Below are 25,274 nucleotides of genomic sequence, written 5' to 3' on the forward strand. Positions count from 1 at the left end.
CGCGTGGCTGGATGAGTACACATTCGGCAACTCTGCGTGAGGAAATTCGCGAGGGGCGTTCATGAGCTGGGAAAACGATCAGTGTGTGGCGGCGGCTGTGGCCGAGATCGTGGTGGAGGCGTGCGGGGAATCGATCAAGGAGGCGCGGGACTTCGTGGCGGAGTGGGTCGGTGCGCATGACTTTGCGTCCGACCTGGTCTACGTCGCGCGGACGGTGGTTTCGGAGCTCGTTACGAACGCGCTCAACCATGCGTGTGATCCCGGTGATCCGATTACTGCGCGGGTGTTGCTCTCGGATGCGGGGCCGGTGATCGAGGTGGAGGACGGGTCCGATGTGCGGCCTCTCGTCCAGGCCCTGACGCTGGACGAGACGACTGGGCGGGGGCTGGCGATGGTCGAGCTCATGACGCTCGCGTGGGGTGTTCGTCCGCGTGGAGGCGGCGGCAAGGTCGTCTTCGCGGTCCTGGACGCCGGGTGACCGGGCGCGTTCTGCTCCTCCACGTCCTGCGCGAGGTGTTTCCGCAGTGGGACGTCTTCGTGGACGACCGGTCGGTCTGGCGCGCGGTGGGTGTCGTCCTTGTCAGTGCGTCGTCGGCCGAGGCGCTGGCGGACGTTCTGGTTCGCGCTGATCCGGAGGCGGCTCGTGGGTGGACGGCGGCGGAAGTGCGTGGTTTGTGACCGCTGCCCGGCCGGTGTGGGGCCGGGCCGCGGGGGTGTGGTCAGTGGCGGTTGTCGACTTGGGCGCCTACCTCGCCGTGGACGAGCCCCTGGGTGCCGTCGATGAAGTCCATCGGGAAACCTCGCGTGAAGCCGGACGCGTCGTTCAGGCGTTGGACGACGTCCGGTTCGAGTGTCACGTCCAGGACGCCCAGGTTGTCGGCCAGTTGTTCGGCCGTCCGGGCTCCGATGATCGGGTGCACGGACGGTGAGCCGGCGCGGACCCAGGCCAGCGCGACCTGGGCGCTCGTCGCTCCCAGCTCGTCCGCGACCTCGCCGACCGTCTTGGCGACGGCCAGATCGTGGTCGCTGACCTGGCTCGGGTTCAGGCGGGTGCGGGTCGCGGCGCCCGTGTTGTACTTGCCCGACAGGATGCCGTTCGCCAGCGGGCTCCACGCGGCGACAGTCAGGCCGAGGGCCTCGGCCATAGGAAGCAGCTCGTTCTCGATGTCACGCTTCAGCAGGCTGTAGGGAACCTGGAGACCGGCGAACGCCGTCCAGCCGCGCCATTCGGCGAGCGTGTTGGCACGGGCGACCACCCAGGACGGCGCGTCCGAGATGCCGACATAGAGGATCTTGCCCTCGCGGACGGCGTCGTCCAGCGCACGCATCGTCTCTTCAAGAGGGGTGTTGCGGTCCCAGATGTGCACCCAGTAGACGTCGATGTGGTCCGTGCGCAGACGGCGCAAGCTGGTCTCAAGGGACAGGCGCAGGTTCTTCCGATGGTTTCCCGAAGCGTTCGGGTCGGATCCATCCCGGGAGAGCGTGTACTTGGTCGCGAGGACGAACCTGTCGCGGCGCTCGGCGAGGAGTTCTCCCAGATACTCCTCGCTCGCCCCGCCACGGTACGTAACAGCGGTATCGACGAAGTTGCCGCCCGCGTCGGCATAGGCGTCCAGGACGCGACGGCTCTCCTTAAGGGACGCGCCGGGGCCGTCAGGGTCGCCGAACGTCATGGCGCCTAGGAAAAGTTCGGATACGCGTAGGCCGGTCTGGCCGAAGAGTCGGTATCGCACAGAGCCGACGCTAGCCACGCCAACTTGATTCAGAACCGGGCCGCTAACAGTTGACCTAGGGTGGCCGCGGTCTTCAGCTCGCGGCGAGGGCCTCGCGCAGGGTCGTCACCGCGGCGGTCGGGACGTAGTCGTCGGGGACGCCGTCGATCAGGATGATGTCGCCCTCGATGTGCCGCGACCGCAGGGGCGCGATCGCGCGGTAGGCGGGGGAGTCCCACCAGGTCTGAGCGCTCGCGGTGTCGGGGAAGCCGATCATCACGACGCCTCCGGTCCACTCGCCCTCCAGGACCTGGTGCTGGGTGAAGTGGACGAGGTAGCGGCCGCCGTGCGGCTCGAACGTCGACGGAAGGCGCTCGATGTACTCGACGATGTCGGCGTGCGGGGCGGCGTCCTGCAGGCGGGCGATGACGTAGGCGGTCACGGTGTTCCTCCGGTGTTTCGTGCGGGTGTGTCACTGATCTTGCCGGTTCGGGCGCGGCGTGGCGATGACCTGACAGGTAATGAGGAGCGTGAGGGTGGACGGAGACCAGGAGCTGAACTAGTGTCTGGACATGTGTCTAGGGAAATGGCGGCCGAGTCCACTCGGCGGCGGCTGACGTCGCGGCAGGCGGAGACGGTACGGGGGCTGACCGAGGCCGCGGTGGACGAAGTGCGGAAAGTCGGATTCGACCGGTTGACCGTGCGGAACGTCGCCCGGCGGGCCGGGGTGGCGCCGGCGACGGCCTACACGTACTTCGCGTCCAAGAACCACCTGGTCACCGAGGTGTTCTGGCGACGGCTCAGCGCGCTGCCGGTCGTGGACGGAACCCCCGGCCGCGGACGCGTCGTCGAGGTGCTGCGGGAGATCGCCCTGCTGGTCTCGGACGAACCGGAGCTCGCGGCCGCCTGCACCACGGCGATGCTCGGCACCGATCCGGACGTCCGGGAGCTGCGGCTGAAGATCGGGGTCGCGATCCGCGGACGCCTCCGGAACGCGCTCGGCTCCGACGACCAGAAGATCCTGGGGGCGCTGGAACTTGCTTACTCGGGGGCGCTCGTGCACGCGGGGATGGGCTACACCTCGTACGCGCGCGTGGCCGATCGACTGGAAGAGATGGCGGAGCTGATCCTGCCCGACTCCTAAGCGAGGTGGCGGCTGTGGACCCCTCCTACAGCCCGTACGACTATGCCGTCCACGAAGACCCCTACCCCCTGTACGCGCGGCTGCGGGACGAAAAACCCCTGTACCGCAACGACGAGCTCGATTTCTGGGCGCTGTCCCGGCATGTAGACGTCGCCAAAGCGTTCCGCGACTTCGCGACCTTTTCGAATCGCAACGGTGTCTCGCTGGAGCCCAGCGCATGGGGACCCTTCGCGCACCGGACGATGTCCTTCCTCGCCCTGGACCCGCCCAAGCACACGCGCATGCGCGCCCTGGTCTCCAAGGCGTTCACCCCCCGCCGCGCAGACCAGATGACCGCCGGCATCACGGCCCTGACCAGGCGATACCTGGACGAGGCGCTGGGCGGCGGCGAGTGCGACTGGGTGGCCGACTTCGCCGGACGCCTCCCCATGGACGTGATCTCCCAGATGATCGGCGTCCCCGAGGCCGACCGGGACGAGGTGCGTCGCCTCGCGGACGTCGTCGTCCACCGCGAGGACGGCCTGCACGACGTCCCACCTGCGGGAATGGACGCGGCACTCACGCTCGCCGGCTACTACCAGGACCTCGTCGCGGCCAAGCGCGCCCGCCCCGGCGACGACCTGACGTCCGCCCTGATCGACATTGAGACCGACGGCGACCGGCTGGACGACAAGGAGCTCATCGGCTTCCTCTTCCTGATGGTCGTCGCCGGGAACGAGACGACGACCAAACTCCTCGCCAACGCCCTGTACTGGGGCTTCCGCAACCCCGACCAGTTGAGCAAGGCCCCCGGTCGTGTGGACGACTGGGTGGAGGAGACGCTCCGCTACGACACGTCCTCGCAGATGATCGGCCGGACGGTCGCCCAGGACGTCGAACTGCACGGCACCACGCTCAAGGCGGGGGAGCGGGTGCTGCTGCTCGTCGGATCGGCCAACCGCGACCCGCGCGTCTTCGACCGCGCCGACGCCTACGACCTGGACCGCGACACGTCCCCCATGGTGAGTTTCGGCGGCGGACGGCACTTCTGCCTCGGCGCGAACCTCGCCCGCCTGGAAGCGCGCATCGCCCTCACCGAACTCCTCCGGCGCGTCAAGGGCTTCGAGGTGGACGAGGCGAACGCGCGACGCGTCCACTCGATCAACGTGCGCGGGTTCGCGAGCCTGCCCGTCCGATGGGAGGCGAGGTAGATGCCCCGATTCGAGCCGCACCCGACCCGCCGCCCCGCCGTCGTGACGGGCGCTTCGTCCGGAATCGGAGCGGCCACGGCGACGGCGCTCGCGATGGCCGGGCATCCCGTGGCGCTCGGCGCGCGCCGAGCGGACAAGTGCGAGGAGCTGGCCGCGACGATCCGCGCGGGTGGCGGCGAAGCGTTCGCGCATCCACTCGACGTGGCCGACAGCGACTCGGTCAAGGCATTCGCGCAGGCGGCGGCGGAGGCGCTCGGCGCGATCGAAATCGTGGTCTCAGGCGCAGGCGACCTCCAGGCCCAGCAACTCCACGAAATCGACTCGGACGAGTTCGCCGCGCAGATCCAGGTCCATCTCGTAGGCGCGCACCGGATGGTGTCCGCGTTCGTCCCCGGGATGGTCGCGCGCAGGCGTGGCGACATCGTGTTCATCTCGTCCGACGTCGTTCGCTCGCCTCGCACGCGCATGGGCGGATACGTGGCCGCGAAGAGCGGTGTCGAAGGCATGGCCCGCCAGATGCGGATGGAGCTCGAAGGGACAGGCGTGCGCGCGTCCCTCATCCGGCCGGGCCCGACGTCCACGGCCATGGGCATGGACTGGGATCCCGAGACGACCGGCCTGGTCCTGGACGACTGGGTCAAATGGGGGCACGCGCGCCACCCCTACTTCCTGCGTCCCTCCGACGTCGCCGCAGCGGTCACCGCCGTCGTCACCGCGCCCCGCGGCGCGCACCTTTCGCTGATAGAGGTCCAGCCGGAAGCCCCACTGGAGGGGGAATGACGATTCCGATCGTGTCGGGCGGCCCCGACCACCTGGAAGAACTCCGCCAGGACCCGATCGCGCTGATGCGGCGCGTCCGGGACGAGTGCGGTGACGTGGGCGAGTTCCGGATCGGCGGACGCCGCGTCGTGCAGCTGACCGGCGCCGAGGCCAACGAGTTCTTCTTCCGCGCCCCGGACGAGGACCTGGACCAGGCCGAGGCGTACCCGTTCATGACACCGATCTTCGGCGAGGGCGTCGTCTTCGACGCGACACCCGAGCAGCGCCGCGAGGCCCTCCACAACCAGGCGCTCAAGGGCTCCTTCCTGAAGGGCCACGCGGAGACGATCGCCGACGAGGTCGCCCGGATGGTCGCCGGATGGGACGACGAGGGCGAGATCGACCTGCTCGAATGGTTCGCCGAGCTGACCATCTACACCTCGTCCGCGTGCCTGATCGGCCGGAGGTTCCGCGAGCGGCTCGACCGCCGGTTCGCCGAGCTGTACCACGACCTCGAACGCGGCACCGACCCGATCGCCTACGTCGACCCGTACGCGCCGATCGAGAGTTTCCGCAGGCGGGACGAGGCGCGCGCGGCGCTGGTCCGGCTCGTCCAGGAGATCATGGACGGCCGGGACCCGCACCCGCCGCGCGACGACCGCGACCTGCTCGACGTCCTGTTGTCGATCCGCGAGCCGGACGGCGCCCCGAAGTTCACCGCCGACCAGGTCACCGGCATGTTCATCTCGATGATGTTCGCCGGGCATCACACCTCGTCCGGCACGGCGGCCTGGACGCTGATCGAACTGCTCCGCAACACCGATGTCCTGCTCGACGTCACCAAGGAGCTCGACGACCTTTACGCGGACGGACGCGACGTCAGCTTCCAGGCACTCCGCGCCATCCCGCGCCTCGAAGCGGCGGTCAAGGAGGCGCTCCGCCTGCACCCGCCGCTGATCCTCGTCCTCCGCGTCGCCCAGCGCGAACTCCACGTGCAGGGCCACACGATCGAACCCGGCACGATGGTCGGCTGCTCCCTCGCGATCTCCAACCGCATCCCCGAGGACTTCCCCGAACCCGACGCCTTTCTCCCCGGCCGCTACCAGGCCCCGAGGGAGGAAGACCTGCTCAACCGCTGGACGTGGGTCCCGTTCGGCGCGGGACGGCACCGCTGCGTCGGCGCGAACTTCGCGATGATCCAGCTCAAGGCCATCTTCTCCGTCCTCCTCCGCGACTGGGAGTTCGAGCTCGCCCAGCCGCCCGGGACGTACCGGAACGACCACTCCACGATGGTCGTCCAGCTCGCGCGCCCGTGCGTCGTCCGGTACCGGAGGAGGCGGCGATGAGGATCACCGTCGACCTCGACCTGTGCCAGGGGCACGGGATGTGCGAGCTCGAAGCGCCGGACGTCTTCGAGGTGCCGAATCGGAGCACGGTCCGCATCCTCGATCCCGAGCCGGGCGAGGAGCACCGCGACGAGGTCGCGGCCGCCGTCCGGTACTGCCCGGCCCAGGCCCTGCGGATGGAGGAGTGATGCCCGGGTTCCCCCGCGCCGAAATGGACGCGATGGTCGAGCACTGGCTGGAGGCCAACCGGCGCTGCGAGGCGGCGGGCGACTGGCGTCCGCTCGCCGACCTCTACACCGAGGACGCCACCTACGGCTGGAACGCCGGCCCCGGCCAGGACTTCATGGCCGTCGGACGCGCCGAGATCCGCGACGTCGCGCTCGGCGCCGAGATGGGCGGACTCGACGGCTGGACCTACCCCTACCAGGCCCTTCTCGTGGACGAGCGGCGCGGCGAGGTCGTCGGGTTCTGGAAGCAGGTCGCCGACGCGACGCGTCCGGACGGCACGCCGTACGAGGTCGCCGGGATCGGCGGAAGCTGGTTCCGCTACGCCGGGGACCTGCGCTGGTCGTGGCAGCGCGACTGGTTCGACCTCGGCAACGTCACGTCCGTCTTCGTCGAGATGATGAAGGCGGGCGCCCTGTCGGACGGCATGCGACGCCGCCTCGACAGGGCCTCCGGCGAACCGGTCCCCGGCTACTACAGGCGCGGCACGGCCCCCACCCCCTTGTGGTGACGAACCACTAACCGGCCGGTGACACGATTCGTCCTTCCTCGAGGACGAGCCGTGACCCGGTGAAGCGCGACCGCATCCGCCGGTCGTGCATCACGACGACGAGCGCGCCCTCGTACCCGGCCAGCGCGTCCTCCAGTTCCTCGACGAGGACGGGGGACAGGTGGTTCGTCGGCTCGTCGAGGAGCAGCAGGTCGGCGGGCTCGGCGACGAGCCGCGCCAGCTCGATCCGCCGCCGCTGCCCGTAGGACAGCTCGCCGACGCGCCGTCCCAGGTCGGACGCGTCGAACAGGCCGAGCGACAGCAGCGTGTCGGCGTGCTCGTCCAGGTCGCCGGGCCGCCGGTGGGCGAACGCGCGGAGCACGCTCATGGCGGGCGGCCACGGGACCTCGTCCTGCCGGAGATGCCCGATCCGCGCCGGGCGGACGACCGTGCCCTCGTCCGGCTCCAGTTCGCCCGCGAGCACCTTGAGCAGCGTGGACTTGCCCGCGCCGTTCGGCCCGGTGACGAGCATCCGCTCACCGGACCCGATCCGCAGCGACGGCACGTCCAGGCGCGCACCGACCCGGACCTTGGTCAGCTCGACGCCCATGACGGCGACCGGATCACCCCCTGCCGTCCTCACGTCGGCAGTGAACGACAGCGGATCAGCGGGCGGCGCCACTGGATTCGCCGTCAGTCGTTCGACACGCTCCTTCGCGTTGCGGATGCGGCTCATCGCGCCGTGCGCGCGCCCGCGTCCGCGGAACGCCCCATGGCCGAAACCGGGCTTGTCCACCTTGCGGGGGATCGAGTCCATGCGGGCCGCGTTGGCGGTCACCAGGCCGCGGTTGCGCCGGATCTCATGCCTCCACTCCTCGTACTCGCGCAGGCGGCGGGCGCGTTCCGCCTCCTTGGCGGCCAGGTAGCCGCCGTACCCGTTGCCGTACCGGACGACCCTGCCCGCGTCGACCTCCAGTACCGTCGTGGTCAGCCGGTCGAGGAACACCCGGTCGTGGGTGACCGCGACGACCGTCCCGCGATGCGCGCGCAGATGGTCCTCGAGCCAGGAGACGGCCTGGTCGTCCAGGTCGTTGGTCGGCTCGTCCAGCAGGAGCAGCTCGGGCGCGGCGGCGAGGACGCCGGCGAGAGCGAGCCGTGACCGCTCACCGCCCGACAGCGTGCCGAGAGGACGATCCCGGTCGAGACCGGGCAGGCCGAGACCGTGGAGCGCGACGTCCACGCGGGCGTCCGCGTCGTATCCGCCGCGCGCCTCGAACCGTTCTTGCAGGTCGCCGTAGAGATCGAGCAGGGACGGATCGTCCGCGAGCCGCTCTTCCAGGGCCCGCATCCGCGCTTCGAGCGACCGCAGATCGGCGAGCGCGCGATCGATCGCCTGCCGGACGGTCGCGCGCGGCGGCATCGCGAGCGTCTGAGGCAAGTGGCCGACACCGCCGTCCGCGACGACGGTCAGCTCGCCGTTGTCAGCGCGCTCACGCCCGGCCAGCAGCCTGAGCAGGGTGGACTTCCCGGATCCGTTGTCGCCGACGACGCCGGCCTTCTCGCCGGGACCGACGGTCAGATCGACGTCGCTCAGGACGACACGGTCGGCGTAACGCTTGGTGACATGACGAAGAGTGAGTTGCGCGGTGCGCAAGAAGAACTCCCGAGGGTTCGCTGATCGACAGGGACGTGCCGGAACACGTTCCGCGGCGGAGCGACGCCCGATGACGCCTCGGGTCGGTTCACGAGGCGGGCGGTGCTCGACACGGCGGTCACGTGTCGATCAGAGAAAAATCAGCGAACCCACGCCTTCGACGGTACGTGGAGGCCCGCGAACCGCGCAAGGAGGTTTTTCCGGACTAGATCTGGTTTTCGGGCTTGGCCGGAATCGTGGCCGAGACGGCCTGCCCGATCTCGATCAGGGTGTCCCCGGGCGGCGCGTACTTCGGCGGGATCGTCACCTCGACGTACGCCTGGCGGCCCAGGACCGTCCACGTGATCGGACGGTCATGCGGATACCCGTGCCACTTCAGCCCGTTGACCTCCATGAGCTGCTCGTCCATCCGGTACGTGGACGGCAGCGGCACACCGCAGCGCAGCGCGATCGCCGGATCGCCCCAGGCCGCCGTCAGCGGCGACTCGGGCGTGGTGTCGCGGCGCTTCAGCCCGCGCAGCCTCGCGGGCAGCTGGAGCCCCTGGCACAGCTTGACCGTCGCGGCGTCCGGCTTCGGCGCGGGAACCTGCACCGCCCCGTCACCACAGGCCGCCAGCAACGGCGCCGCGGCCAGCAACGAGACCACCGCCGCACCCCTGCGCAAGACCGCCCGCACGCCGAACGACCCGCGCCGCGTCACCGCGACCTCGCGTGTGGACGTTCCGACCTGAGACGACCCGCGCCGCGTCGCCGCGGACGGGGCGTGTGCGGTCGTGCTAGATGTGGACGATCGGACAGGTGAGCGTCCGCGTGATGCCCTCGACACCCTGGATCTGGGCGACGACGAGCTTGCCGAGCTCGTCGACATTGCGCGCCTCCGCTCGAACGATCACGTCGTAGGGACCCGTGACGTCCTCCGCCAGGGTCACGCCGGTGACCTCGCGGATCGTGTCGGCCACTGACGCGGCCTTGCCCACTTCGGTCTGGATGAGGATGTAGGCCTGCACCATCACGTCCTCCCCGGGCGGAGAATCAAACTCGGACGGTCACCGTATCGTGTTACGCGCCGCCGCGGGCGACCGGGGGCGGGTCATCACGTCGGCGGGGGAGAACGGGAGAAACGTGGAGAGCATCGGCGATCTCGGCGAGTTCGGGCTGATCCGCAGGGTGACCGGGCGCCCCATGGGCCCCGACGTGCTGCTCGGCCCCGGGGACGACGCCGCGGTGATCGCCGCCCCGGACGGACGCGTCGTCGCGACCACCGACGTCCTCGTCGAAGGACGCCATTTCCGGCTCGACTGGTCGTCCCCTTACGACATCGGCCGAAAGGCCGCCGCGCAGAACCTCGCGGACGTCGTCGCCATGGGCGCCCGGCCGACCGCCCTCCTCGTCGGGTTCGGAGCGCCCCGCACCACGTCCGTGGAATGGGCGCGGCGCCTCACCGACGGCATCGTGGACGAGGCGGACCTCGTCGGCGCGTCCATCGCGGGCGGCGACACGGTCGGATCGCCCACCGTCACGATCGCGGTGACCGCGCTCGGCGACCTCGGCGGCGCGCCGCCGCTCACCCGGTCCGGCGCTCGTCCGGGCGACGTGGTCGCGGTCCGGGGACGGCTCGGATGGGCCGCGTCCGGGCTGCACCTCCTGGAGAACGGCCTCGACGGCCCCGCCGAGCTGATCGCCGCGCACCGCCGTCCCCGCCCGGTGTACACCGCCGCGGAGGAGGCCCGGTCACTCGGAGTGACCTCCATGATGGACGTCAGCGACGGCCTGCTCCAGGACCTCGGGCACATCGCCGAACTGTCGGGCGTCGCGATCGACATCACCGCCGCGCTCGTCCCGCTGCCGCCCAGCCTTGCCGAATCGTCAGTGTCCCGTGACGAAACGCCGACGATTCCTTCCGAAGGTAAAACCTCGCCGTCCGAATCCGGGGTGGGTGGCGTCCCGGTGCCGGACCCCCTCCACCTGGCTCTCACGGGCGGGGAGGACCACGCGTTCGCCGCGACCTTCCCCGGAGGGACCTCGTTCCCGGCCGGCTGGACGATCGTCGGACACGTAGCCGAGGGTGCCGGAGTCACCGTCGACGGGAGCGTTCCAAGCCTCCGAGGCTGGGACCATTTTCGGAGTTAAGCGCAGGTTAAAAGGGGTCGCCGCCGCTCTCGGGGTTTACTCGTCCGGTAGGCATGCTTGGTGAGGGTTTGGTATACATCCTGTGATCGAAGAGGGATGGGATGGGACGACACACCAGACTCCGGCCGCCTGACGACGAGGCCCCCCCGCCACCGGCAGGGCCCGCCGCGGGCCCCCGGTGGAAGCAGCTGGTCGCGCACGTGCCGTTCCCGTTGATGCCGCTCGTCGCGCTCATGCTCGCCGTCGGCGTCGTCGTTCTGGCCTACAGCACGCAGCAGATCTCGCTGAACTTCAACAAGCCGTCGCACGCGGCCACCCCGCAGGACGCGGGCGGCTCCGACGGGACCATGTCGCAGCGCTCGCCCGGCGAGCGTGCCAGCCGCGGCGCGAACCGCACGAACGTCACCGTGGCGTTCCGTGTGGCGTCCCGCACGTCCACGGGCTTCCGGGGAACCGTCACGATCAGTAACCACGGATCGACGACCGTCCCGAAGTGGGCGCTCGCCTTCCGCGTCCCGGGCGGCAAGGTCCGCGCGGTCTCCGGCGCGGCCGTCGTCCAGACCGGCCCGGTGGTGCACGTCCGCAGCCGCTCCGGCCAGGCCCTCCCGCCCGGCGCCTCGATCCGCGTCACCTACACGGCCGCGGGAGCCGTCGCCGCCCCCGTCGACTGCGTCTTCAACCGCGCGGTCTGCATCCGAGGCTGACCTGCCCCTGCCCCTGCCCCTGCCCCTGGTCCGGCGCCAGATCCCCGCCGTGGATCACCGGGAGTCCGGATTGCCTAGAGTGGGCGGCATGACGTCCCACCAGCCAGGTCAGGCCCCTCCGCTCGTCCTCACCGTCGCCGGCTCCGACTCCGGCGGCGGCGCGGGGATCCAGGCCGACCTGAAGACCATGCTCGCCCACGGCGTCCACGGCATGAGCGTGATCGCCGCCGTGACCGCGCAGAACTCGCTCGGTGTCCAGGGCTACTGGGAGCTGCCCCCCGAGGCCGTCCGCGCCCAGCTCGACTCGGTCCTCTCCGACATCGGCGTGGACGCCGTGAAGACCGGCATGCTCGCCTCACGGGCGCTGGTGGAGCTGGTCTCCGAGGCCCTCGCCGGGGCGTCCGCCCCGATCGTGGTCGACCCCGTGGGCGTCTCGAAGCACGGCGACTCGCTCCTGGCCGGGGACGCCGTCGACGCCGTCCGGACGCGCCTGCTGCCCGTCGCCACGGTCGTCACCCCCAACCTCTTCGAGGTCGAGCAGCTCACCGGCGTCAAGGTCACGGACGAGTCCGGCATGCGCGCCGCCGCCGAGGCCGTCAAGGAGCTCGGCCCCCGCTGGGTCCTCGTGAAGGGCGGCCACCTCCCCGGCGAGCCCGCCGACCTCCTCTTCGACGGCACCGACGAGTACCGCTTCACCGCCGAACGCCACGACAACCGGCACACCCACGGCACCGGCTGCACCCTGGCGTCCGCGATCGCCTCCAACCTGGCCAAGGGCGAGCCCGTCCCCGAGGCCGTCGAGAAGGCCAAGCGCTACGTCACCGGCGCCATCGCCAACGGCTTCCCCCTGGGAACCGGGATCGGCCCCGTCGACCACGGCTGGAACCTCCACCACGCCTGATCCACCACGCCTGATCCACCACGCCTGGCCTCTTCCCCTGGAGCACCCGGCCTCCGCGTGAGCGGAGAGCCGGGCTCAGGGTTCTCGGGCAAAGAGAAACCGGCCGGAGGGGAAGCCCCTCGGCCGGTTTCTCGGAGTCTGGAAGGTCAGACGGTCGGCTTGACGACCTTGCCCGCCTTGATGCAAGAGGTGCACGCGTTGATGCGCTTGGTCGTGCCGTTGAGGACGGCGCGCACGCGCTGGATGTTGGGGTTCCAGCGGCGCGGGGTGCGGCGGTGCGAGTGGGAGACGCGCATGCCGAAACCGGGTCCCTTGCCGCAGACGTCGCAGACGGAAGCCACGGGAAACTCCAAGTTGGGTATCGATGCTCTGGACCGGGCGGCCTCTGACTCGGTGGTGGACACCGGAGGCGCAGCCTGGTGAGCGCCCCGGACGAGGCGCATGGATCAGAGTAGCCCAGGGTGCGCCCTATAGGCGAATCGGCCTGCGGATTCAGCCCCGCGCCCGGTGTTCCCAAGGGCGGGTTCGCCGCGATAGACCGGTGGTCCTGACGCGGTCCGGAGAACGGGTCCGCGGCCGGCACGGCCGACGGGAGCGGGTGTGGGCGAGGTCCTCGACGGCGCGGTGGTGCGGCGGTGGTGCGTCCTGGCGGCCGAGGCGCTGGGCCGGACGCGGGCGGAGATCGACGCGATCAACGTGTTCCCCGTCCCGGACGGCGACACCGGCACGAACCTCCACCTGACCGTCCTCGCCGCGGCGGACGCCGTCCAGGCGCTCCCGGAGGGCGCCGAGACCGCCGAGGTGTGGCGGACGCTCGCGCGCGGCGCCCTGCTCGGGGCCCGCGGCAACTCCGGGGTGATCCTCAGCCAGTTCCTGCGGGGGATGGCCGAGATCCTCGGCGGACGCGGCGCCCCGCCCCCGGACGGCCGGGTCCTCGGCGAGGCGCTGGGCTACGCGGCCCTGCTGGCCAGGCACGCCGTCGAGCATCCCGTCGAGGGGACGATCCTGAGCGTGCTCGCCGGCGCGTCCGGCGGGACCGGGGACGAGCCGACGCTCGCCGGGGCGGCGCGGGCGGCGTCGGCCGAGGCGAGGCGGGCCCTGCGGGCCACGACCGGCCGGCTCGAGGCCCTGTCCCGGGGCGGCGTCGTGGACGCGGGCGGAGCGGGCCTCTGTGTGGTCCTCGACGCCCTCACCGCCGTGATCACCGACGAGTTCCCCGAGCGCTACGAGGTCCCGCCCCGTCGTGCGCCCGCCGTGGAGGCGATACCCCCCGACACTCCGCCACCCGGTCCCGGCTACGAGGTCATGTACCTCCTGGACGCCCCCGACGACGACATCCACGATCTCCGCGCCGCCCTGGACGGCCTCGGAGACTCGCTCGTGGTGGTCGGCGGCGACGGCCTGTGGAACGTCCACGTCCACGTGGACGACGCCGGGGCCGCGATCGAGGCGGGGCTGGCGGCGGGCCGTCCGCACCGGATCCGCGTCACCTGCCTGAAGGACGCCGGGGGAGGCCCGCAGGCGCCCTGCGCCGGACGCGCCGTCGTCGCCGTCACCGCCGCCGAGGGCCTGGCCGAGCTGTTCGAGGACGCCGGCGCGCGGGTCGTCCGCCGCGCGCCGGGGACCGTCCCGCCGCTGGCCGTCCTCGCCGAGGCGATCCTCGCGGCCGGGGACGAGGTGGCGGTGCTCCCGAACGAGGCGGAGGTGCTGGACCTGGCCGAGGCCGCCGCGGAACGGGCCCGCGAGGGCGGCGCGCGGATCGCGGTCGTCCCGACCAGGGCGTCCGTCCAGGGGCTGGCCGCGCTCGCCGTCCACGACCCGCTGCGCCGGTTCGCCGAGGACGTGATCGCGATGACCCGCGCCGCCGGCGCCACCCGCTTCGGACGGCTGGAGATCGCCGCCGAGGAGGCCGTGACCAGCGTCGGGCTGTGCCGTCCGGGCGACGTCCTCGGCCTGATCGACGGGGACGTGGCCATGATCGGCCGCGATCTGGCCGCCACCGCGCGCGGCCTGCTCGACCGGATGCTGTCCGGCGGCGGCGAGCTGGTCACCCTCGTCCGCGGCGCCGCCGCGCCCGCCGATCTCACCGAGGTCGTCGAGGACCACCTGCGCGTCCGCCACCCGGACGTCGAGACCGCCTCCTACGACGGACGCCAGGAGCCCTGCCCCCTCCTCGTCGGCGTCGAATGACGGACGGTCACGGTAGAAAAGACGGGTGACGAACCTCGACGAGCCGTTGCAGAAGGTCCTGGGCGACAAGACCGCCAAGGTCCTCTCCAAGGGCCTCGACCTGCACACGGTCGGCGATCTGCTGCACCACTACCCGCGCCGCTACGCGCACCGGGGCGAGCTGACCCCGCTGAACGAGCTGGCCGACGGCGAGCACGTCACCGTCATGGCCGAGGTGGTCAAGGTGCAGGGCCGCGCGCTGTCCCGCAGCCCCGGCTACGTGCTGGAGATCACCGTCACCGACGGCACCGGCGAGCTGAAGCTGAGCTTCTTCGGCCGCCGCGGCTCCTACATCCCCGAACGCGACCTGTCCCCGGGCACCCGCGGCCTGTTCGCGGGCAAGATCAGCACCTACCGGCCGCGGTCGGGCCGTCCGCAGCGCCAGCTCGCGCACCCGCAGTACAAGGTCGTCGCCGCCCGGGACGCCGACGCCGCCGCCCGCGAGTGGGCCGACGAGATCATCCCGATCCACCCGACGACCAAGGGCCTGGACATCGACGCGATCGGCAAGTCCGTCGCGACCGTCCTCGACCTGGCCGACCTCGGCGACGACCCGATGCCCGAGACCCTCCGCGACCGCCTCGGCATGATCCCGCTCGCCGACGCCTACGAGGGCATCCACCGTCCGAAGGACTGGGAGCAGCTCGGCCGCGCCCGCAAGCGCCTGAAGTGGGACGAGGCGTTCGTCCTGCAGATCGCCCTGGCCCAGCGCCGCCGCGCCGCCGCCGCCCTCCCCGCCCGCCCCCGCCCGTCCACCGGCGACGGCATCCTGCACGCCTTCGACCAGCGCCTCCCCTTCGACCTCACCGAAGGCCAGCTCCAGGTGGGCGAGGAGATCGCCGCCGACCTCGCCGAGTCCCACCCCATGCACCGCCTCCTCCAGGGCGACGTCGGCGCGGGGAAGACAATTGTCGCTTTGCGGGCGATGTTGCAGGTTGTGGACAACGGGGGGCAGGCGGCGCTGCTCGCGCCGACGGAGGTGCTCGCGCAGCAGCACTACCGGTCGATCACCAGGATGCTGGGGGAGCTCGGGCAGTCCGGGCAGATCGGCGGGGCCGAGCGGGCGACGCGGGTGACGCTGGTCACGGGGTCGCAGGGTGCCAAGGTGCGGCGGGCGTCGCTGCTGGAGGCGGCGTCCGGGGACGCGGGGATCGTGGTCGGGACGCACGCGCTGCTCGAGGACCACGTCCAGTTCGCCGATCTCGGGCTCGTCGTCGTGGACGAGCAGCACCGGTTCGGCGTCGAGCAGCGGGACGCGCTGCGCGAGAAGGTGTCGGGCGGGCGGCCGCACGTGCTGGTCATGACGGCGACGCCGATCCCGCGGACGGTCGCGATGACGGTGTTCGGCGATCTGGAGACGTCCGTGCTGGGGCAGCTCCCCGCCGGGCGGTCGGCGATCGGCACGCACGTGGTGCCGCCCGAGAAGCCGGCGTTCCTGGCCCGCACCTGGGAGCGGATCAGGGAGGAGGCCGGGAAGGGGCGGCAGGTCTACATCGTCTGCCCGCGCATCGGCGAGCGGGAGGGCGACGAGGGGGACGTGCCCGCGCCGCCCGACGAGGAGGGCCGCCGGTCCCCGCTCGGGATCATGGAACTGCTGCCGATGCTGGAGGACGAGCTGCTCGCCGGGCTGCGGATCGGCGTCCTGCACGGCAAGCTCCACCCGGACGAGAAGGACGCCGTCATGCGCCGGTTCGCGGCGGGCGAGCTGGACGTCCTGCTCGCGACGACGGTGATCGAGGTCGGGGTGGACGTCCCGAACGCGACCGCCATGGTGATCATGGACGCGGACCGGTTCGGGGTGTCGCAGCTGCACCAGCTGCGCGGACGCGTCGGACGGGGCACGCTGCCCGGCCTGTGCCTGCTGGTGACCGACGCCGAGCCGGGATCCAAGGCGCGCGAGCGGCTGGACGCGGTGGCCTCGACGACCGACGGGTTCGCGCTGTCCCGGCTGGACCTGGAGCAGCGCCGGGAGGGCGACGTGCTCGGCGCGGCACAGGCCGGGCGGGCGTCCAGCCTGCGGCTGCTGACCCTCCAGCGGGACGAGGACGTGATCAGGCTCGCCCGTGAGGAGGCGACCGCCCTGGTCGAGGACGATCCGGAGCTGGAGCGGCATCCCGGCCTCGCCACGGAGCTGGCGTCCCTGCTCGACGAGGAGCGCACGGAGTACCTCGAGAAGACCTGATCGGCGGCACGTCCCAAGCCCCCGGTTCGCGTGACGCGGACCGGGGGCTTTCGCATGCTGTGACACAGATCACGATTCATACCCCCTGGGGGTGTGTTACGTTTCTCCGCGTCAGCAAGACATACCCCTACCCCCTATTTGTATGAGGAGTCGAGATGTCCGCGTCTCACCCGAAGCGGTGGTGGGCCCTCCTGGTGCTCGCCACAGCCCAGTTCATGGTCATCATGGACACCTCGATCATCGGAGTGGCGCTGCCCGACATGCAGCACGACCTGGGCTTCTCGCCCGGCGGCCTGCAGTGGGTGTTCAACGCCTACGTGGTCGTGTTCGGCGGCCTGCTGCTCCTCGGCGGACGGCTCGCCGACCTGCTCGGCGCCCGCCGGGTCTTCGCGGCCGGATGGGTCGTCCTCATCGGCGGCTCGGTCGTCGCGGCGGCCGCCCAGAGCGCCTGGGTCGAACTGCTCGGCCGCGGCATCCAGGGCGTCGGCGGCGCGCTGATCACCCCGGCCGCGATGGCGCTGCTCATGATCACTTTCGGTGCGAACCCGCGTGAGCTGGGCAAGGCCATGGCGCTGTACGGCGCGGCGGCCCCCGCGGGCGGCACCGCCGGCGTGTTCCTCGGCGGCGTCCTCACCCAGTGGCTGAGCTGGCCGTGGGTGTTCGTGATCTACATTCCGATCGGCCTGGCGACCCTCGCCGCCGTCCCGGCCGTCCTGCCCGCCGTCCGCGGCCACCGCGGCTCGGTGGACGTGCTCGGCGCGATCTCGGTCACCGGTGGCCTGGCCCTCGCCGTCCTGGCGGTCGTCCGGGCACCGGAGCAGGGCTGGGGCTCGGCCTCGACGCTGCTGGAGTTCGCCGGCGCCGCGCTGCTGCTGGTCCTCTTCGCGATCGTCCAGAAGGTCGTCAAGGCGCCGCTCGCCCCGCCGTCCATCTGGAAGGTGCCCGGCCTCGCCGCGGCCAACGTCGCCTTCGCGCTGCTCGGCGCGGCCTGGATCCCGGCCTGGTACTTCCTGAACCTCTACCTGCAGCAGGTGCTCGGGTTCGGGGCCTTCGCCAGCGGCGCGGCGCTGCTGCCGATGACCGTCACGATCATGATCCTCATGGTCGGCGTCACCGGCCGGCTCATGGCCCGCTTCGGGATGAAGCCGCTCGCGGTCACCGGACTGTTCGTGCTGGCGCTCGGCCTGGCCGGGCTGACCTTCGTCCGCCCGGACGGCAGCTTCGCCGCCGACGTGCTCGCCGCGTCCCTGGTGGCGGCGCTCGGGATGTCGCTCGCCTTCATCCCGACCATGATGTCCGCCCTCGCCGGCGCCCCGCCGGAGCAGGCGGGCCTGGCGTCCGGCATCGTCAACACCTCCTACCAGGTGGGTTCGGCGCTGGGCCTGGCCGGGGCGACCGCCTTCGCGGCCTCCCGCGGCGCGGACGCCCTCGGGAACGCCGTCCGGCTCACCGACGGGTTCCGCTCGGCCTTCGAGATCGCGGCCGTGATCGCGGCGGCGGGCGGAGTGGCGGCCCTGGTCCTGCTGCGCAAGCCGCGTCCCGCCGGGACGGAGGCGGCCGGGGCTCCGGAAGTGGAGCGCGTCGCGTGACCGACTGTACGGAGAGGGGGCGCGCCCGCACGCGCCCCCTCTTCTTCGCCGTAAATCCCTACTTTTCAAGTTGACTTTACGGAAAACCTGGGTCACCCTGGATCCGTGACCGAGCGAACCTCCCTCGTCGCGCGCCGCCACGTCGACCTCCGACGCCAGGCCAGCGCGCTCTGTTGATCGAGCCTCCGGGCCCGCGCCCCGCCCGCGGCCCGGACGCCACCCGAACAGGACGATCCGCACGGCTCTGACAGAGGTCCGCCATGTCGCTCTTGCCCACATCCCCGACCCCCGGGGCGCCCGCACGCGTCCTCGAAGTCCAGCGTCTCGACCGTCCCGCGCTCGCCGATCTCGACCCGTACCTGAGCGATCCCGAGCCCGAGGTGCGCGAGGCCGCGGTCCTCGCGCTCGGCCGCCTGCAGCGCGCCGGGGACGGGACGCGGGACGTCGCCGACACCCTGGCCTGGACGCTCGCCGACCCCGACGCCCGCGTCCGGGACGCCGCTGCGGACGCCCTCGGCGACCTGCCCGAGGCCGTCCTCGGCACGGACGGCGTGGAGGCGCTGCTGCTCGCCGCCGCCCCCGACCGCGACCGGCGCGTCCGGGACGTCGCGACCACGCTGCTGGCCGCCCTCGTGCGCGCCGCGAGCGAGCTGTACGCGCAGGGCCTCCAGGAGGACGAGCCGCACATCCGCGTGCAGGCCGTGCTCGGCCTGGTCACCCTGCGCGCGGTGGCCGAGGTCTCCGAGGCGGCCGACGACCCGGCCCGCGAGGTCCGCGTCGCGGTCGCGGGCGGACTGGCCCGGCTCGCCGAGGAGATCGCGCTGCCCGAACCCGCGCCGTCCGCCCTCGACCACCTGCTCGCCGACCACGACCCGGTCGTCCGGATGGCGGCCATCGACGCGGTCGGCGAACTCGGCGCGCCCGAGCCCCTCGTCGGACGCGTCGTCACCGCCACCGCGCACGCGAGCTGGCAGGTCCGCCGCCGCGCGGCCCTCGCGCTCGCGTTCGCCGAGCCGGACGTCGCCGTCCGGCCGCTGGTGCGCGCGCTCCGCGACCGGATCGTGGACGTCCGGCGCGCCGCCGTCCAGTCCCTCGAGCAGTGGGCCCCGACGCATCCCGAGGTCCTGACCGCGCTCACCGAGGCGCTCTCGGATTCCGACCCCGGAGTCCGAACCCAGGCGCGGTGGGCGTTGTCCAAGTAGGGGACGTCATACCGGCCGTCCGTGGGCCGCGGTGCGGGCAGGGAATCTCGGGGTGGGGATCCCCTGCCCGTACCGCGGCCCACGGACGGTCATACTTTGTGCCGTGAGCAGGGTTATCGCGGGGAGTGCGGGCGGACGGCGGTTGGCGGTTCCGGCGGGACGGGACACGCGTCCCACCAGCGACCGGGCACGGGAGGGGCTGTTCTCGACCGTCCAGGCCCTGCTGGGGCCGCTGGACGGGCTGCGGGCGGCGGACCTGTTCGCCGGGTCGGGGGCCGTCGGGCTGGAGGCGCTGTCGCGGGGCGCCGCGCACGCGCTGCTGGTGGAGTCGCACCCGCGCGCGGTGAGGATCGTCCGGCAGAACGTCGAGTCGCTGGGACTGCCCGGCGCGCAGGTCGTCGCCGACAAGGTCGAGCGCGTCGTGAAGCGCCCGCCGGACGCGCCGTACGACCTGGTGTTCGCCGACCCGCCCTACGCGCTCGCGGACGAGGCCGTCGCCGAGATGCTCGAATCCCTCCGCGACAACGGCTGGCTCGCCGAGGACGCGCTGATCGCCGTCGAACGATCCGTCCGATCGCCCGCTCTGGTGTGGCCCACGGGGTATATGCCGGAACGTGACCGTCGTTACGGCGAAGCCGTATTCTGGTACGGGCGAGCCACCGGCTGATCCCCCGGTCGGCCAATACCATGGGCCACCGAGGGACGATCTCAGGGGGCAGGGGTCGGTATGAGTTCCGGTGGGACGAACAAGGCGCTGCGCTGGACCTGGGTGGTCACCCTGGTCTTTGTCCTGGCGCTGATGGCGAACATCACCTACGTCCAGGGGTTCCAGGCGCAGTCGCTGCGGGACGACCCGCTGAACACGCGCCAGTACGTGAACCGCGACACGATCGACCGGGGGCCGATCGTCGCGGGCGGCGAGCGGATCGCCTGGTCCGACGCCGTCGCCAAGGGCCGCTACCAGCGCCACTACAAGGACAGCGCGGCGTTCTCGCCGGTCACCGGCTACTTCTCGATGTACTCGCAGACGCAGCTCGAGGGCTCCGAGAACCACATCCTGGACGGCACCGACTCGCGCCTGTCGACCACCAGCCTCATCGACCGCCTCCTCGGCCGGAAGGTTCCCGGCGGGACGGTCGAGACCAGCGTGAACCCGGCCGCCCAGCGGGCCGCCTACCAGGCGCTCGCGGCCAGCGGGGCGCGCCGGGCCGCCGCCGTCGCGCTCGACCCGAAGACCGGTGCGATCCTGACGCTGGCGTCCTACCCGTCCTACGACGCGAACCAGGTCGCCGTCCCGGACGCCAAGCAGGCGCAGGCCGCGTTCACCCGGCTCAACACCGACCCGCTGAAGCCGCTGCTCAGCAAGGCGACCGGCGAGCTCTTCCCGCCCGGATCGACGTTCAAGACCGTCGTGGCCTCGGCCGACCTGGCCGCGGGCGCGACCAAGGACACCGCCGTCCGCGCCGGGCGCAGCTACCAGCCGCGCGGCGCCGGGCAGCCGATCAACAACGACGCCGGGGACATCGGGGGCGTGTGCGACAACGCCTCCATCCCGCTGATCACGGCGTACGCGCAGTCCTGCAACACCACGTTCGCGTTCCTGGGGGCCGAGCAGCCGGGGAACGGCGGGGTGTCCGACCAGGCGGCGAAGTACGGCTTCTACAAGAAGATCGAGTACGACAAGGGCCTGTCCAGCGCGGTCAGCTCGTTCCCGAAGACCGACCAGCCGTCGCTGAGCGCGCTCGGCTCGATCGGGCAGGGCAGCACGGTCGCGACGCCGTTGCAGATGGCGATGGTCGCCGCCGCGGTCGTCAACGACGGCAAGGTGATGCGTCCCTCCCTGGTGAACAAGCTGCGCGGCGCGGACGGATCGGTCGTCCAGGGCGCGACCCGCCAGGTGCTCGGCCAGGCGCTCTCCGCGGACCAGGCGAGTGAGATGCGCGACATGATGCGTGAGGTCGTCCGGTCCGGCACGGGTAAGACCCTTCAGGGGACGTCCGTCGGCGGCGGCAAGACCGGCACCGCCGATATCCAGGGCGTCGCCTACAACGATCGCTGGTTCATCGGCTTCGGCCCGGGACCGAGCGCCAAGTACGCCGTCGCCGTCATGACCGAGGCGAAGGGGTACGGCATCGAGTCCGGCCCGATCGCCGCCAAGATCATCGATGCCTTGGGCGGCTGACCTGGGGATCCGTCCCGCTCGCCCGGCCCGGCCGGTGAGCCCGCGCCCCGGTCGCGGGCGCGTCGCGGGCGGTTTGGTACGGTCGCGCCGCAGTCGTCCCCGCCCGAAGGATGGAGCCGTCTCATGCGCCGTGTCGTCTGCCCCGGCTCGTTCGATCCCGTGACCAACGGCCACCTCGACATCATCAGCCGCGCGTCCCGCCTCTTCGACGAGGTGGTGGTCGCCGTCCTGATCAACAAGACCAAGCAGGGCCTGTTCACCGTCGACGAGCGGATGGAACTGCTCGGTGAGGTCACCAAGGAGTACGGCAACGTCCGGATCGACTCCTGGCACGGGCTGCTCGTCGACTTCTGCAAGGTCAACGACATCCCCGTGATCGTCAAGGGCCTGCGCGCGGTCAGCGACTACGAGTACGAGCTCCAGATGGCCCAGATGAACCACCGGATGGCGGGCGTGGAGACCATGTTCATGTCCACCAACCCGCTCTACTCCTACCTGTCGTCCTCCCTCATGAAGGAGGTCGTCAAGTTCGGCGGGGACGTGTCGGGGCTCGTCCCGGAGCTCGTCCACGACCGCCTGGCCGAACGCCTCCGCCCGTCCTGAAGCCGCTCTCAGGGCCGGTTCGGGGCCGGTTCGGGGGCGGTTCAAGGCCGGTTCAGGGCTGGTTTCGCGACCCTCCCGAGGCCGCTCGGGGCGGTCTGACGAGGCCGAACGGGACCCTCTGAGTTGGGTGAACGCCCCCGGTCGGATACCCTGGGACATCGGCCAGGAACGACGGTCGCGATTCGCCATGCCTCACGAAAGCAGGAAAGCTCTGTCCCGCAACGAACCCGCGCAAAGCCCGCTCGTGCTCGACACCCGAGCCCTCAGCCGGCAGCCGGGGTCCGAGCGGCGGGAGCACCTCACCGTGCCGGCTCCGGAGAATTTCGGCATCGAGATGGTGCGAGTGCCCGAGGGTGCGCCGATGGAGCTGGACATCCGGCTCGAGTCGGTGCTCGAGGGCGTTCTCGTCACCGGAACGGCACGGGTACCCCTCGAAGGGGAGTGCGCACGCTGCCTGGACCCGATCGCCTCGGACTTCGAGGCGAACTTCCAGGAGCTCTTCGTTTATCCTGACACCCGCTCCGGTGGGAACGCAGGCGACGACGAGCTCCGCCTCGAGGACGACCTGCTCGCCCTCGAGCCGGTGCTCCGGGACGCGGTGGTCCTCCAACTGCCGCTGTCGCCGCTGTGCCAGGACGACTGTCCTGGCCTGTGTCCGGAGTGCGGTGTAAGGCTGGCGGACGCCGGGCCCGACCACCACCACGACGCCGCCGACCCCCGGTGGGCGGCGCTCGGATCCATCGACCTACAACGAGGAAAGCAGGAGGGCTGAAGTGGCCGTCCCGAAGCGGAAGAAGTCGCGCAGCAACACGCGGCACCGTCGTTCGCAGTGGAAGACCGCTGCCCCGACCCTGGTCGAGTGCCCGACCTGCCGTGACACCAAGCTGCCGCACACCGCGTGCCAGACGTGCGGCACCTACGACCGGCGTCAGGTCATCGCGCCGTCGGCCTGACGACGCGAACTCGTCGTAACCGGGGGGCGGTCTCGCGTGCTGAACGCGGCCGCCCCTCACGGTTCCCCGGGACCCGCGCCGGCATCCGCCGCCGCGGTCCGGGGACCGGCCACCCGGGCGCGTCGCGCCAGCGTGGTGACCGGCCGAGGCCGGGGCCCGGAGCCGTGGTGCACGCCGGGAACATTCCCACCGGCGCGCACCTCGCTTTCGCGGACCCGCCTTCGTCGCCCCTCGCCGCCGCGCGCGCCGTCCACAGGGCAGCCGTCCGAGGCTGTCCCGCCAGGCGAGGAGGGCCTGTGAGCGGCAAGAAGGACCGTCCCAACCCGGGCAGCGCCGAGCTGGTCTCGGCACTGCAGGTCGAGGTCACGCCCGACCTGCTGGAGCGGGCGCTGACGCACCGTTCGTACGCCTACGAGAACGGCGGCCTGCCGACCAACGAGCGCCTGGAGTTCCTCGGCGACTCGGTGCTCGGGCTGGTCGTCACCGACACCCTGTTCCGCGGCCACCCGGACCTGCCCGAGGGCCAGCTCGCCAAGCTCCGCGCCGCCGTGGTGAACATGCGCGCCCTCGCGGGCGTCGCGCGCGAGCTCGGCGTCGGCCGGCACATCCGGCTCGGCCGGGGCGAGGAGGGCACCGGCGGGCGGGACAAGTCGTCCATCCTCGCCGACACCCTCGAGGCGCTGATCGGCGCCGTCTACCTCGACCGCGGCCTGGACGAGGCGTCCGCGCTGGTCCACCGGCTGTTCGACGCGCTGATCACCCGCTCGGCGGGCCTCGGCGCGGGCCTGGACTGGAAGACCTCGCTCCAGGAGCTCACCGCCGTGGAGGAGCTCGGCGTCCCCGAGTACCACGTGGCCGAGTCCGGCCCCGACCACCAGAAGACGTTCCGCGCCTCGGTGCGGGTCGGCGGCACGGCCTACGGATCCGGCGAGGGCCGGTCCAAGAAGGAGGCCGAGCAGCACGCCGCCGAGGCCGCCTGGCACGCCATCCGCGAGACCGTCGTCCAGCGGGAGGGCGGCACCGCCAAGGATGACGGCGCCGCCAAGAACGACGGCGCCGCCAAGCATGACGGCACTGCCGAGAACGATGACGTGTCCACGAAGGACGGCGAGGGGAAGGGCGGCGCCGCGGCCGCTGTCGCCGGTGCCTGAGCTTCCCGAGGTCGAGGTCGTCCGGCGCGGGCTGGACCGCTGGGTGACCGGGCGGACGGTCGCGTCCGCCGAGGTCCTGCACCCCCGCGCCGTCCGGCGGCACGGGGAGGGCCCGGCCGACTTCGCCGGACGCCTGGCCGGACGCGTCGTCACCGAACCGAGGCGGCGCGGCAAGTACCTGTGGCTGCCCCTGCGCGGCGACGGCCCGTCGGACGCCCCGGATCACGAGCCCACCGAGGCGCTGCTCGCCCATCTCGGCATGAGCGGGCAGCTCCTGGTGGGGGAGCCGGACCGGGAGCGCCACAAGCACCTGCGCGTCCGGGTGACGTTCACCGACGACGGGTCCGACCTGCGGTTCGTCGACCGGCGCACCTTCGGGCACCTGCTGGTCGCCGACCTCGTCCCGTCGCGGGTGGGCGACCCGGTGCCCGAGCCGGTCGCGCACATCGCCCCCGACCCGCTGGAGGACGCCTTCGACGAGGAGGCGTTCTTCGCGGCGCTGCGCCGCAAGCGCACCGGCGTCAAGCGGGCGCTGCTCGACCAGTCGCTGATCAGCGGCGTCGGCAACATCTACGCCGACGAGGCGCTGTGGCGGTCCCGGCTGCACTGGGCGCGTCCCACCGAGACGCTGACGCGCGCCGAGGCGGCCCGGGTGCTGGAGGCCGCGCGCGGGGTGATGAGCGAGGCGCTCGCGGTCGGCGGGACGTCCTTCGATGCCCTGTACGTCGACGTCAATGGTGACAGCGGCTACTTCGAGCGGTCCCTGGACGCCTACGGGCGCGAGGACGAGCCGTGCCGCCGCTGCGGAACCCCCATCCGCCGGGACGAGTTCATGAACCGCTCGTCCTTCAGCTGCCCGACCTGCCAGCCGCGCCCGCGCCGGGCGCGCTACTGAGACGGCGCTACTGAGACGGCGCTTCCGAGGTGG

The 25,274-nt window shown here is 71.8% G+C and carries 29 protein-coding genes; 23 read left to right on the top strand and 6 right to left on the bottom strand.

Features of this window, described 5'->3' with window-relative positions:
* The first annotated feature begins 61 nt into the window (after nucleotides 1-61).
* A complete protein-coding gene (locus tag EBO15_RS05790; RefSeq protein WP_122193257.1) occupies nucleotides 62-478 on the top strand; it encodes an ATP-binding protein in 417 nt (138 codons plus the stop codon).
* A complete protein-coding gene (locus tag EBO15_RS05795; protein ID WP_122193258.1) occupies nucleotides 475-678 on the top strand; it encodes a hypothetical protein in 204 nt (67 codons plus the stop codon). The genes EBO15_RS05790 and EBO15_RS05795 overlap by 4 nt, the downstream gene beginning before the upstream one ends.
* A gap of 41 nt (nucleotides 679-719) precedes the next feature.
* On the opposite strand, the gene EBO15_RS05800 is transcribed toward EBO15_RS05795, so the two are convergent.
* Nucleotides 720-1,733, bottom strand: a complete 1,014-nt coding sequence (locus EBO15_RS05800) for an aldo/keto reductase (RefSeq protein WP_122193259.1) — start codon at nucleotides 1,731-1,733, stop codon at nucleotides 720-722.
* A gap of 73 nt (nucleotides 1,734-1,806) precedes the next feature.
* Nucleotides 1,807-2,154 carry a DUF1330 domain-containing protein gene (locus tag EBO15_RS05805; protein WP_122193260.1) on the bottom strand — a complete coding sequence of 116 codons (348 nt, stop codon included), beginning with the start codon at nucleotides 2,152-2,154 and terminating at the stop codon, nucleotides 1,807-1,809.
* A gap of 144 nt (nucleotides 2,155-2,298) precedes the next feature.
* Here EBO15_RS05805 and EBO15_RS05810 point away from each other — a divergent pair, with 144 nt between their 5' ends.
* Genes EBO15_RS05810 through EBO15_RS05835 form a run of 6 tightly spaced genes read left to right on the top strand, consistent with a single transcriptional unit; the run spans nucleotide 2,299 to nucleotide 6,887 of the window.
* Nucleotides 2,299-2,856: a TetR/AcrR family transcriptional regulator gene (locus EBO15_RS05810; RefSeq protein WP_122193261.1), complete on the top strand. Its 558-nt coding sequence runs from the start codon at nucleotides 2,299-2,301 to the stop codon at nucleotides 2,854-2,856.
* A 14-nt stretch (nucleotides 2,857-2,870) separates the two neighbouring features.
* Nucleotides 2,871-4,046, top strand: coding sequence for a cytochrome P450 (locus EBO15_RS05815; RefSeq protein ID WP_199744346.1), 1,176 nt, complete (start codon nucleotides 2,871-2,873; stop codon nucleotides 4,044-4,046).
* Nucleotides 4,047-4,826: an SDR family oxidoreductase gene (locus tag EBO15_RS05820; protein ID WP_122193263.1), complete on the top strand. Its 780-nt coding sequence runs from the start codon at nucleotides 4,047-4,049 to the stop codon at nucleotides 4,824-4,826.
* On the top strand, nucleotides 4,823-6,151 hold the full coding sequence (locus EBO15_RS05825; protein WP_122193264.1) for a cytochrome P450: 1,329 nt from the start codon (nucleotides 4,823-4,825) through the stop codon (nucleotides 6,149-6,151). The genes EBO15_RS05820 and EBO15_RS05825 overlap by 4 nt, the downstream gene beginning before the upstream one ends.
* Nucleotides 6,148-6,339 (top strand): ferredoxin, encoded by a 192-nt coding sequence (locus EBO15_RS05830; protein ID WP_122193265.1) that lies wholly within the window; start codon nucleotides 6,148-6,150, stop codon nucleotides 6,337-6,339. Before EBO15_RS05825 ends, EBO15_RS05830 begins: the two co-directional genes overlap by 4 nt.
* Nucleotides 6,339-6,887: a Cif family virulence factor gene (locus EBO15_RS05835; protein ID WP_122193266.1), complete on the top strand. Its 549-nt coding sequence runs from the start codon at nucleotides 6,339-6,341 to the stop codon at nucleotides 6,885-6,887. Before EBO15_RS05830 ends, EBO15_RS05835 begins: the two co-directional genes overlap by 1 nt.
* 7 nt (nucleotides 6,888-6,894) lie before the next feature.
* On the opposite strand, the gene EBO15_RS05840 is transcribed toward EBO15_RS05835, so the two are convergent.
* The 3 genes from EBO15_RS05840 to EBO15_RS05850 form a co-directional block, all read right to left on the bottom strand.
* Nucleotides 6,895-8,520, bottom strand: coding sequence for a TlrC/CarA/OleB/SrmB family ABC-F type ribosomal protection protein (locus EBO15_RS05840; RefSeq protein ID WP_122193267.1), 1,626 nt, complete (start codon nucleotides 8,518-8,520; stop codon nucleotides 6,895-6,897).
* A 205-nt stretch (nucleotides 8,521-8,725) separates the two neighbouring features.
* Nucleotides 8,726-9,166, bottom strand: coding sequence for a DUF3515 domain-containing protein (locus EBO15_RS05845; RefSeq protein WP_233616000.1), 441 nt, complete (start codon nucleotides 9,164-9,166; stop codon nucleotides 8,726-8,728).
* 130 nt (nucleotides 9,167-9,296) lie between these two features.
* Nucleotides 9,297-9,530: an Lrp/AsnC ligand binding domain-containing protein gene (locus tag EBO15_RS05850; protein WP_122193269.1), complete on the bottom strand. Its 234-nt coding sequence runs from the start codon at nucleotides 9,528-9,530 to the stop codon at nucleotides 9,297-9,299.
* Between the two features lie 112 nt (nucleotides 9,531-9,642).
* Here EBO15_RS05850 and EBO15_RS05855 point away from each other — a divergent pair, with 112 nt between their 5' ends.
* From EBO15_RS05855 to thiD, 3 genes are all read left to right on the top strand, one after another.
* Nucleotides 9,643-10,650: a thiamine-phosphate kinase gene (locus tag EBO15_RS05855; RefSeq protein ID WP_122193270.1), complete on the top strand. Its 1,008-nt coding sequence runs from the start codon at nucleotides 9,643-9,645 to the stop codon at nucleotides 10,648-10,650.
* 200 nt (nucleotides 10,651-10,850) lie between these two features.
* Entirely contained in the window at nucleotides 10,851-11,354 is a 504-nt protein-coding gene (locus EBO15_RS05860) for a cellulose binding domain-containing protein (protein WP_233616002.1), read from the top strand.
* Between the two features lie 88 nt (nucleotides 11,355-11,442).
* Entirely contained in the window at nucleotides 11,443-12,255 is an 813-nt protein-coding gene (gene thiD / locus EBO15_RS05865; RefSeq protein ID WP_122193272.1) for a bifunctional hydroxymethylpyrimidine kinase/phosphomethylpyrimidine kinase, read from the top strand.
* Nucleotides 12,256-12,401: 146 nt separating this feature from the next.
* Here the strand turns inward: thiD and rpmB are convergent, their stop codons facing one another.
* Nucleotides 12,402-12,596, bottom strand: a complete 195-nt coding sequence (rpmB, locus tag EBO15_RS05870) for a 50S ribosomal protein L28 (RefSeq protein ID WP_026414654.1) — start codon at nucleotides 12,594-12,596, stop codon at nucleotides 12,402-12,404.
* Nucleotides 12,597-12,855: 259 nt separating this feature from the next.
* Between rpmB and EBO15_RS05875 the strand changes: the two genes are divergently transcribed.
* From EBO15_RS05875 to mutM, 12 genes are all read left to right on the top strand, one after another.
* On the top strand, nucleotides 12,856-14,445 hold the full coding sequence (locus EBO15_RS05875; RefSeq protein WP_122193273.1) for a DAK2 domain-containing protein: 1,590 nt from the start codon (nucleotides 12,856-12,858) through the stop codon (nucleotides 14,443-14,445).
* A 25-nt stretch (nucleotides 14,446-14,470) separates the two neighbouring features.
* The gene (gene recG / locus EBO15_RS05880; RefSeq protein WP_122193274.1) at nucleotides 14,471-16,666 is read left to right on the top strand and encodes an ATP-dependent DNA helicase RecG; all 2,196 of its coding nucleotides are present in this window, start codon (nucleotides 14,471-14,473) and stop codon (nucleotides 16,664-16,666) included.
* A 155-nt stretch (nucleotides 16,667-16,821) separates the two neighbouring features.
* Complete coding sequence (locus tag EBO15_RS05885; protein WP_122193275.1) at nucleotides 16,822-18,255, top strand: MFS transporter; 1,434 nt, start codon at nucleotides 16,822-16,824, stop codon at nucleotides 18,253-18,255.
* 105 nt (nucleotides 18,256-18,360) lie between these two features.
* Complete coding sequence (locus tag EBO15_RS47220) at nucleotides 18,361-18,432, top strand: putative leader peptide (protein WP_378239651.1); 72 nt, start codon at nucleotides 18,361-18,363, stop codon at nucleotides 18,430-18,432.
* 83 nt (nucleotides 18,433-18,515) lie between these two features.
* Nucleotides 18,516-19,457, top strand: a complete 942-nt coding sequence (locus EBO15_RS05890) for a HEAT repeat domain-containing protein (protein ID WP_122193276.1) — start codon at nucleotides 18,516-18,518, stop codon at nucleotides 19,455-19,457.
* Nucleotides 19,458-19,560: 103 nt separating this feature from the next.
* Nucleotides 19,561-20,124, top strand: coding sequence for a 16S rRNA (guanine(966)-N(2))-methyltransferase RsmD (gene rsmD / locus EBO15_RS05895; protein ID WP_122193277.1), 564 nt, complete (start codon nucleotides 19,561-19,563; stop codon nucleotides 20,122-20,124).
* 60 nt (nucleotides 20,125-20,184) lie between these two features.
* Entirely contained in the window at nucleotides 20,185-21,639 is a 1,455-nt protein-coding gene (locus tag EBO15_RS05900; RefSeq protein WP_122193278.1) for a penicillin-binding transpeptidase domain-containing protein, read from the top strand.
* Nucleotides 21,640-21,762: 123 nt separating this feature from the next.
* Entirely contained in the window at nucleotides 21,763-22,242 is a 480-nt protein-coding gene (coaD, locus tag EBO15_RS05905) for a pantetheine-phosphate adenylyltransferase (protein ID WP_122193279.1), read from the top strand.
* Nucleotides 22,243-22,429: 187 nt separating this feature from the next.
* Entirely contained in the window at nucleotides 22,430-23,014 is a 585-nt protein-coding gene (locus EBO15_RS05910) for a YceD family protein (protein ID WP_199744347.1), read from the top strand.
* A gap of 1 nt (nucleotide 23,015) precedes the next feature.
* Entirely contained in the window at nucleotides 23,016-23,195 is a 180-nt protein-coding gene (gene rpmF, locus EBO15_RS05915; RefSeq protein ID WP_026414645.1) for a 50S ribosomal protein L32, read from the top strand.
* A 338-nt stretch (nucleotides 23,196-23,533) separates the two neighbouring features.
* Nucleotides 23,534-24,346: a ribonuclease III gene (gene rnc / locus EBO15_RS05920; RefSeq protein ID WP_233616008.1), complete on the top strand. Its 813-nt coding sequence runs from the start codon at nucleotides 23,534-23,536 to the stop codon at nucleotides 24,344-24,346.
* The gene (mutM, locus tag EBO15_RS05925) at nucleotides 24,339-25,241 is read left to right on the top strand and encodes a bifunctional DNA-formamidopyrimidine glycosylase/DNA-(apurinic or apyrimidinic site) lyase (RefSeq protein ID WP_122193282.1); all 903 of its coding nucleotides are present in this window, start codon (nucleotides 24,339-24,341) and stop codon (nucleotides 25,239-25,241) included. Before rnc ends, mutM begins: the two co-directional genes overlap by 8 nt.
* Nucleotides 25,242-25,274 lie beyond the last annotated feature (33 nt).

The organism is Actinomadura harenae, from assembly GCF_003696215.1.
GTDB classification, from domain to species: Bacteria; Actinomycetota; Actinomycetes; order Streptosporangiales; family Streptosporangiaceae; genus Spirillospora; species Spirillospora harenae.